Genomic DNA, 7,661 nt, shown 5'->3' with positions numbered 1-7,661 from the left:
TAACGCAGAACTCCGTCAGTATCTTTCGGAACATCGAAATGAAGAAGCTATTTTTAGTGAAGCACTAGAAGTATTATTAAGCCGAAAAAAAGACAGTTTTAAATATCCCGCACCTCAAACGATGTCCTATAAAGAAATAGAAACGATTTTCAAGGAAAAATTAAATCAAATAATTGAGGAATAGAAATCGTGCGTTATGCGATTATTATCGAAAAAATTGATAGGGTTTCGATTCCTGTTACAGGTTGGCGATATAATATTGGTTGGATAAATGAAAGAAGTTCGATTTAGTGAGCATTCTAGAATCAAATTGAATTTGCTATCCGCTCGTGGAATTTTTATCACTCCTGAATTTATCCTCGAAACCGTACAATTTCCTGACAAAATAGAAATCTCTGAAGACAACAAGCGAATCGCACAAAAAAAGTTCAATGATAATTTAGTGATTCGAGTAGTTTATCGAGAATTCAGTGCTTTTTTCTTAATCATCACCCTTTACCCCGGTAGGATATCCCGATATGAAAAAGATACACTATAGCCCAGATGTGGATGCTTTATTAATTGAGTTAAACAATAATCCAATTGCTTACGCAGAGGAGGAAGGGAAAACAATATTACATTATTCCAAGGACGATCAGTTAGTTTTAATCGAGATTCTAGATTTTGGTTGTTCTCTATCGGAAGATGCTAGACAAGAACTTGCAAAATCCATATCTTCTCGTGCATCGATTCAAATATAGTTATCGATTAATATCCATCTCACAACAATTTCAATTATGAAAGGTATTCAGTATATTGTCGATGAAACAGGAGAAAAAACAGCAGTTGTTAATGAGTTTTATCAAAATTTACTCGATCGCTCTCCCGCAAACGAAGACTGGTTAAATCGATCGCCTTTTCGAGAAAAATTAGATCAAGCTCTGGCATGGAATGCTAATCATCCACCGCAGTTATCAGATATAGAATCCCTAGAGAGCAAACTCGAAAATAATGAGTGCTGAAGAAAAGGCTAGAAAACTAAGTAGATTGAGCGATGCAAATTCCATCTAAAGCAATTATTCCAGAGGATAAACTTACTCGTTATCTTCTCGTATTCAGAGACAAAGATGACAAATCAAAATTTTTAGCACAAGCAGGATTTACTCTCGATAATGCGGCCAGTTTGCAAAAAGCGATTATTCAGCTAATTACCGTAGAAGATGCGATCAAAGATGGTAAAAATGAATACGGTATCTTTTATCGAGTTGAAGGAATGCTAGAAGGAGTTAACGGAATCAATTTAGCAGTGGTTACAATATGGATACTGCGATACATTGACGACTGTTTTCAGTTTGTTACTCTCAAGCCCCGAAAGGATAGATAATTATGGATGTTAGATTATACGATCATGTGGTTCTTTGTCTTGATGTTCCCGAAGACAATCTAAAATCGGGAGATGTGGCAGTATTAGTGGATTTAATCCCCCATCCTAGCAATGGCGAAATGGGAGCAATTTTAGAAGTTTTTAACGCTCTCGGTGAGTCAATTTCAGTAGTTACTGTGCCAATTTCGGCGATTAAACCCCTACAAGCAAATGAAATATTTACCGTCCGCTCTTTAGTGAAAGTTGAGTAATTTAAAATCAAAGAGAATGTCCCTATCGCTGCAATTTTAATCACCGATGAATCTCCTGAAAGATAGCAAAAAAATTCGTTTTATTGACCTTTTTTGTGGTTTAGGAGGGTTTCGAGTCGCGATTGCACAAGTTTGTCGCCAACAAAACTTAGCATCTGATTGTGTTTTTTCCTGTGATATAGATAAAGATGCTCAGGCAATTTATCACGCTAATTTTGGCGACCAACCCCAGGGAGATATTACCGAAATCGCTGCCCTAGACATTCCAAATCACGATATTGTAATGGCAGGATTTCCCTGTCAACCTTTTAGTATTTGTGGCAATTTAAAGGGATTTGAAGATACCAGAGGCACGCTATTTTTTGAGATTGCCCGCATTTTAAAAGCCAAACAACCGGCAGCATTTATTCTGGAAAATGTCAAGCAATTACAAGGACATCAACAGGGAAAAACCTTAGAAGTTATTCTCGATACTTTGCAAGATTTAGTATTACTATACCGATTATCGGGTTTTGAATGCGCTTAATTTTGGCCTACCGCAAAAAACGGAATCCATCAGGCCATTGGGTTTGAGCATTATAAATAATATCCGTGAGGATGGTATTTTGGAGATTAGCCAGACGCAAATCGGCGCTGCTTAAATCCGCTTGTTGCAAATTGGTTCCTAACAAACTAGCTTGACGGAGAATTGCACCGCTAAGATTGCATTGGCTAAGATTGGCAGTGCCGAGGTTGGCCACACTAAGGTTAGCTTGACTAAAGTTCGCTTTTGCCGCTTGCACAGACCACAAAATCGCCTTGCTTAAATTGGCACCCCGGAAGTTAACTGATTCTAGATTGGCATAGCTAAAGTCAAATTGACTGAGATTCAGACCAGATAAATCCAAACCTTGTAAATTTTCACCGTTTAAGCCGATCTTTAAGCCAGCATTGATCGCGCTCTCCAGTTGTTGACGGGTGACGCTAGACATTGTGTAGCAAGGAAAAAGTAAAAAAGCCTGTCAAGACGAGCAAGATGCCCGTCTTGACACTAAGTTAAAACTGGATTAGATCGCAGTTAACCAAACAAGGGTACAGTAACCCAATAACGTTTACGATAACCATTGCCAAAGTTAACTTCGATCGCTTTGCGGGCGATCAAAATCGCCTCATCGCCGTCAATATCGTAGCCAATCTCGGTGGAATTGGGTACAGTGGTGAATTCTAGAGGCATTCCACCGCCACCGCGAGCAGACAGGGAAGCCAATTGTCGGCTAAACTCTGCCGCTAGTAACTGCTCATAGTTGCTAGGTTCGGGTGCTAAGACAGGAGCGATATCACCCCGGGGAGGTGGCGCACTGGCAGAGCGTACAGGACGACTACTTAACTGTTCGAGCGAGCGGACTGATGAATGCACATCGGTGACAGTACCATCGTTATCCAGGGCAATTCGCACCGTACCCGCCCCCGGGGTAATCACCGGGACACCATTAATCAACTGTCGGAATTGGACAATCACACCAGTAGTAAACGGTCCGTCCAATTGTCCCGAACCGTTAGCCGTACCGCCGGCTTCGGAAGATAAGATAATTCGATCGAACACCACTGGGACTTCTTGGTCAAGACCGTAACGCCAGACGGCCTCCTGGGCTAAGGTTTGGGCGCTGTCCATAGCCAAGGGGTTGTAATTATAACGGTTAGGAGTTGCCAAACGAACATCAATTGACCCATCACTACCGTAGGCGATGCTTTGTTCCCCCGTCACCAGGCGATAGGAGCCATTTCTGGTACTAGCAACTTCTGAGGGGATTTCCAGGTCAAGACCAAATCGTGCCGCTAGGCTGCGGGCAGCCGGTCGAGTAGCGTCTAGGGGTTGCAAACGACCGACGAGGAGATGCTGGGGTAAGACCAGTTGTGGTTGGCTACTGCGAGCCACATTGTACCATCGCCACCAATACCAAGCATTACTGACCCGTTCGCGAGAAAAATAGCGTTCATTAAAGAGACGATTTTTCGCCTCATCGGCACTGGCACCACAGGCCACCACCGAGGGGGCCTGGTCGTGGGCAATGCGCCAACTAGCATCTAACCAAGCGGTACTTAAAGACTTATTCTTGTTCCATTCTTCCCAGAAAAATTTGCCGTAATTGGGATTATCCCAACTAACAGTTTCATAGCCGAAGAGCATTCGCCAACCGCGATTACTAGGATTCCAAGTCCGAATCGGGTTGTGACCACCCAGAACCCGCAGGGAAAGACAGGTAGACAGAAAAATGTATCTGACCCGCTCGTTAGCCCAAACTAACTTATCACTGCTAGAGACGATCGTACAACCTTCGTTACCCCACGGTTTGCTCATCGGTAGATAAAACACGCCATTGGCATCCATCCCGCCATGACCAGAGTGATAGAAGGCCATGACCGCATCTACCCCGTAGGTATCTTGCCAATCATCGTAGGGTTCGTAGTAAAGCCAGGGTTGTACGCCACAATCCTGATACCAAAAGTTTAAGGGGGTAAACTTTTTCACATAGTCTAACCAGCCTTGGGCATCTTCATGGGTATAGCGCAGGGTGCCAAAGGAGCAACCACAGCCCACTTCAATACTACAGCCGCCATAGAGATTCGCTCCGCCACGCAGGCCATCTTTGCTATCCTGACCGAGGGGGTTTTCGGCAAAGAGAGGAACGGAGGGAATTTCTGGTGTTTCGGACTCAGGAAGGTTAGCTGCGGGGGGAATTTGAGTCGGTTGTGTTAATGTCATGGTATTTTCCTCGTTAAATCTTGAAAAAGTTTTAAAAAACGTAAATTTCCTGAATCACGTCGTTTTCCAGACGCAGATTGACGGGAAATTTTCTTTCCTTAGCGGCGGACAGCAGGGCAAGCATCCCCAAGAAAACACTGTCACTCTCGGCGGCAATCTTGCGCCAGCCGAGGCCTTCCACATAGGCGGCCGCATTGCGTTCTTGGTTAATCATCCACAAACCGGTAATCTGCTTTTTCTCTAGCCAAGCACTGCCGGGGACAGTGAAGGTCATCGTGGCACCAACCGCAGAAATCTGGGCGATTTTTAAGCCAGAGTTGCTACCATCCCACCATTTACTGCTCGGACTGGTGCTATCGGAAAACTCGGTTTTATAGGGGGATCGAAATAGGTCGGCGTTATCACCGCCATTGGCATCTTTCTCCAAATCGAAGCGATTATCGGCCTGTTCTAAGGAACATTCGTAGTGTTGGCTAAGAGTCATCTGTTCCTCCTCGTTACCATTCTTCTGTTCGTCCACGTGCCAGATGGCTAGGCCCGCATCAGGGAGGAATGTATCCCGGCCAGTTTTCTGCCGGTTTTCGATGAGGAAATACTCGTTAGCGTTCTTACTGTAGAGGTAAAACTCATTCTTGGCCGCAGGAAGACTGGCGGTAAGACCTGGAGTTATCGCTGTCACTTTGCTGGCCCAACCGGCTTCATTTTTGAGGTAGGCAGAGACTTGCACGGGATTTTTATCATTGCCTCCGTAACACATCAGACAATAATTACCCACTCCTGCCGATTGACCGCCATAATCGTAGAGATCGGGAAAATCGCAGATCATGTGACCATTTTCATGACAGAAGGTACGCAAGGTCAGTTCACTACCCATATTGGTGATTTGGTAGTCGTATAACTTCTTGCCCCCCCCGACATCGTAGGGTGAAGCTAAACTCCAGGAATGAGGCCATAGTCCTTCGGCCCAATTGTTGACCCGCGGTCCGACATAGAAGACATTTAAGGCATAAATTAAACCGTTACTATCACTACTCAGCTGACTAAAGTTAAAGCCTTGGGATTTCAAATAATTGAGGGCTTCTAGAATCAGTTCTCGGGTGCGAGTACCATAGGCGATCGCTGGATCGGTATAATAGGAGCGATTATGGGCGGCGGTGTAATATTGGGTGACAACATTGGTATAGGTTAATTTTCCCTGGGAGTTATCGTAGAAATAATCCCGTACTGACCCTTTATTGCCAAATCCGGCGTAACCAGGTAGGTTACAGAAGTTGCTGACTTCCTGTTGGGAAATGCTGGCGGCAACGTCGGGAAACTTAATCAAGATACATAATCCCACATAGTTGCCCACAGTTACTGTTGAAGTTGGTCTGGCATCAGCACTGGTCGTCGCACTGATTCCCTGCAGCTGAGTTTTTTTTTGCTGACGACGGACTTGCCATTGACTGAACCCGTCCTGTAGCATCGGTGCGCTCTGAGCTTGTTGTTTGGCACTCTCGGTCTGGATGCGTAGATGGGGCTGGATGCCGAGGCTTTGGGGTGCTATTTGGCCGACTATCCCATCGGTCGCTATCAGCTGGCTGTTGTCTTCGGAAAGCTGGGCGTAGGTGTAAAAACCATTGTCGGGGTTTTTGACCACGGTATAGCCATCTAGGGTTTCAAAAACAGCATAATACTGGTTTCCCGATCCCCTGACCCTGATAGTGCTGCCGTCGGGATTGGTGAAGGTAAATTCCTCATTCACAAAGGGTGTAGGCATAGATTTGATTCTCCTTGCCAAAGAAATTTTGGCTTTCTCGATAAGAAGCTCTGTTCAAGAACTCAGTACAGGACAATGCACAATTTCAATAATCATCAAATTTTTCTGCGGTGACAATACGATGATCCGCGTAGGGAATTATGAAGATATCGCAGCAATCTGCCCTTTCAGTAGCCCCAACTTTTCGAGGGCAACTATAACCGCTGCCGTCCGAGTTTGTACCCCTAGTTTCTCGTGAATATGTTCTAGATGTTTTCGCACGGTTCCTTCGCTACATCCGATCACTTTTGCTATGGCGGCATTACTTTTATCTTGGGCAATCCAAAATAGCACTTCTGCTTCCCTTTTAGTCAGTCCCAACAATTCTAAGGCCGCAATCGAAAAAGAGGGCAGTTCTTGTTCTTCTAAGAGTAGGAGAAACTGTTCCCCGATCAGAGTGGGAATCAGAAAAATGATTAACTGTCGTCCCTCTTGTTCTAGGCGTAAGGGTGAACAGGAAAAGGCTTGGTCATCCTTGGCTAGGAGTCGGGCAATCCGATGTTTAAACCACTTTTGCAAGGGTTCTGGTAAGGTGTTCGGGGTATGAGAGAGGGAATACTGGTACAGCAATTGTTCAGATCTTTCTGTAAGCATTTGCACGCTTCCAGCTATATCCATGACTATTAAACCTATCTGCTGGCAAAATTGGGGTAATCGTGGCTTTATTGATTTTATTTGATTATATTTGTCTTTATTGTTTTCTGGCTCTCTCTGTGGGCTAGATAGCAAAGCTGCGACACAACGATCGCAACTTACCGAGAGCTTTGGCATCAATCCCATAAATTTCTCCACTATTCAAATAATTATCACAAAATCCGTCTTTCTGCCCTGGTGGTGACGCTCTTATCTCAAGGCCTAGTGCTTGCTCAGAATATCTGTACTTTTAGAAAGCAGCAAATAGGCAACAGAAAATTAGGAAACAAACAAGAAAATATCTATGTCATCAACATTGATCGCAGTGACATAATTCCTTAAAACAGCCCCCTGTTAACGATAATTTCCTTTAATAAAACGCCAATTCAAGTCTGAATTACATCACTGTCTAATCTATCTTCATAGAATACCTCATTCGGGTTACGATAGTCAAGACATTTTCGAGGACGATTGTTAATCAAGTTTACGGCAAACTTGGCTAAAAATACCTCTAAAGTTCGATTTATTCTTTGACGTAGCTGTGCTATAAGGCGATAAATTATCCCCATTAATTTAGGATATTATCGAGCTCTTGCTAGGGATATGATCGATGAATTTACTTAAAGATAAGCAGAAAATTCGTTTTATTGACCTCTTTTGTGGTTTGGGAGGGTTTCGAGTCGCAATTGCACAAGTTTGTCGCCAACAACACTTAGAATCTGATTGTGTTTTTTCCTGTGATATAGATAAAGACGCTCAGGCAATTTATCACGCTAATTTTGGCGACAAACCCCAGGGAGATATTACCGAAATCGCTGCCCTAGACATTCCCAATCATGATATTTTAATGGCAGGATTTCCCTGTCAACCCTT

At 43.9% G+C, this 7,661-nt stretch carries 10 protein-coding genes and 2 pseudogenes; 7 read left to right on the top strand and 5 right to left on the bottom strand.

What is annotated here, in order from left to right; all coding sequences use genetic code 11:
* The 6 genes and pseudogenes from EWV84_RS03130 to dcm all read left to right on the top strand — a co-directional run.
* Window positions 1–184 (top strand): DUF6887 family protein (locus EWV84_RS03130; protein WP_287076399.1); only part of this gene is annotated, 184 nt, incomplete at its 5' end.
* A gap of 334 nt (window positions 185–518) precedes the next feature.
* Window positions 519–740, top strand: coding sequence for a DUF2283 domain-containing protein (locus tag EWV84_RS03125; protein WP_287076397.1), 222 nt, complete (start codon window positions 519–521; stop codon window positions 738–740).
* Window positions 741–776: 36 nt separating this feature from the next.
* Complete coding sequence (locus tag EWV84_RS03120) at window positions 777–1,001, top strand: hypothetical protein (protein WP_287076395.1); 225 nt, start codon at window positions 777–779, stop codon at window positions 999–1,001.
* A 32-nt stretch (window positions 1,002–1,033) separates the two neighbouring features.
* Window positions 1,034–1,363 carry a DUF6883 domain-containing protein gene (locus tag EWV84_RS03115; RefSeq protein ID WP_149976032.1) on the top strand — a complete coding sequence of 110 codons (330 nt, stop codon included), beginning with the start codon at window positions 1,034–1,036 and terminating at the stop codon, window positions 1,361–1,363.
* 2 nt (window positions 1,364–1,365) lie between these two features.
* Window positions 1,366–1,614: a DUF4926 domain-containing protein gene (locus EWV84_RS03110; protein ID WP_002789664.1), complete on the top strand. Its 249-nt coding sequence runs from the start codon at window positions 1,366–1,368 to the stop codon at window positions 1,612–1,614.
* Window positions 1,615–1,660: 46 nt separating this feature from the next.
* Window positions 1,661–2,183, top strand: a pseudogene (dcm, locus tag EWV84_RS03105) (DNA (cytosine-5-)-methyltransferase); the annotation flags it as partial.
* On the opposite strand, the gene EWV84_RS03100 reads toward dcm, so the two are convergent.
* From EWV84_RS03100 to EWV84_RS03080, 5 genes and pseudogenes are all read right to left on the bottom strand, one after another.
* Window positions 2,148–2,585, bottom strand: coding sequence for a pentapeptide repeat-containing protein (locus EWV84_RS03100; protein WP_286825122.1), 438 nt, complete (start codon window positions 2,583–2,585; stop codon window positions 2,148–2,150). The pseudogene dcm and the gene EWV84_RS03100 overlap by 36 nt on opposite strands.
* A gap of 86 nt (window positions 2,586–2,671) precedes the next feature.
* The gene (locus EWV84_RS03095; protein ID WP_286825121.1) at window positions 2,672–4,357 is read right to left on the bottom strand and encodes a DUF6345 domain-containing protein; all 1,686 of its coding nucleotides are present in this window, start codon (window positions 4,355–4,357) and stop codon (window positions 2,672–2,674) included.
* Window positions 4,358–4,388: 31 nt separating this feature from the next.
* Window positions 4,389–6,116 (bottom strand): M6 family metalloprotease domain-containing protein, encoded by a 1,728-nt coding sequence (locus EWV84_RS03090; protein ID WP_287076390.1) that lies wholly within the window; start codon window positions 6,114–6,116, stop codon window positions 4,389–4,391.
* Window positions 6,117–6,254: 138 nt separating this feature from the next.
* Entirely contained in the window at window positions 6,255–6,749 is a 495-nt protein-coding gene (locus tag EWV84_RS03085) for a response regulator transcription factor (protein ID WP_287076388.1), read from the bottom strand.
* 425 nt (window positions 6,750–7,174) lie between these two features.
* A pseudogene (locus EWV84_RS03080) lies at window positions 7,175–7,285 on the bottom strand (IS30 family transposase); the annotation flags it as partial.
* A 113-nt stretch (window positions 7,286–7,398) separates the two neighbouring features.
* Between EWV84_RS03080 and EWV84_RS03075 the strand changes: the two are divergent.
* A partial coding sequence (locus EWV84_RS03075) for a DNA cytosine methyltransferase (protein WP_287076386.1) occupies window positions 7,399–7,661 on the top strand: 263 nt, incomplete at its 3' end.

The sequence above is a fragment of the Microcystis sp. M_QC_C_20170808_M3Col genome (genome assembly GCF_007095505.1).
Taxonomy (GTDB): domain Bacteria; phylum Cyanobacteriota; class Cyanobacteriia; order Cyanobacteriales; family Microcystaceae; genus Microcystis.
Note: the sequence above shows the minus strand (reverse complement) of the source record. Positions and strands in the feature narration are given on the sequence as shown.

Coding starts and splice junctions, on each gene's coding strand:
- EWV84_RS03125 (WP_287076397.1), top strand. CDS start 519: ATGAAAAAGATACACTATAGCCCAGATGTGGATGCTTTATTAATTGAG.
- EWV84_RS03120 (WP_287076395.1), top strand. CDS start 777: ATGAAAGGTATTCAGTATATTGTCGATGAAACAGGAGAAAAAACAGCA.
- EWV84_RS03115 (WP_149976032.1), top strand. CDS start 1,034: ATGCAAATTCCATCTAAAGCAATTATTCCAGAGGATAAACTTACTCGT.
- EWV84_RS03110 (WP_002789664.1), top strand. CDS start 1,366: ATGGATGTTAGATTATACGATCATGTGGTTCTTTGTCTTGATGTTCCC.
- EWV84_RS03100 (WP_286825122.1), bottom strand. CDS start 2,585: ATGTCTAGCGTCACCCGTCAACAACTGGAGAGCGCGATCAATGCTGGC.
- EWV84_RS03095 (WP_286825121.1), bottom strand. CDS start 4,357: ATGACATTAACACAACCGACTCAAATTCCCCCCGCAGCTAACCTTCCT.
- EWV84_RS03090 (WP_287076390.1), bottom strand. CDS start 6,116: ATGCCTACACCCTTTGTGAATGAGGAATTTACCTTCACCAATCCCGAC.
- EWV84_RS03085 (WP_287076388.1), bottom strand. CDS start 6,749: ATGCTTACAGAAAGATCTGAACAATTGCTGTACCAGTATTCCCTCTCT.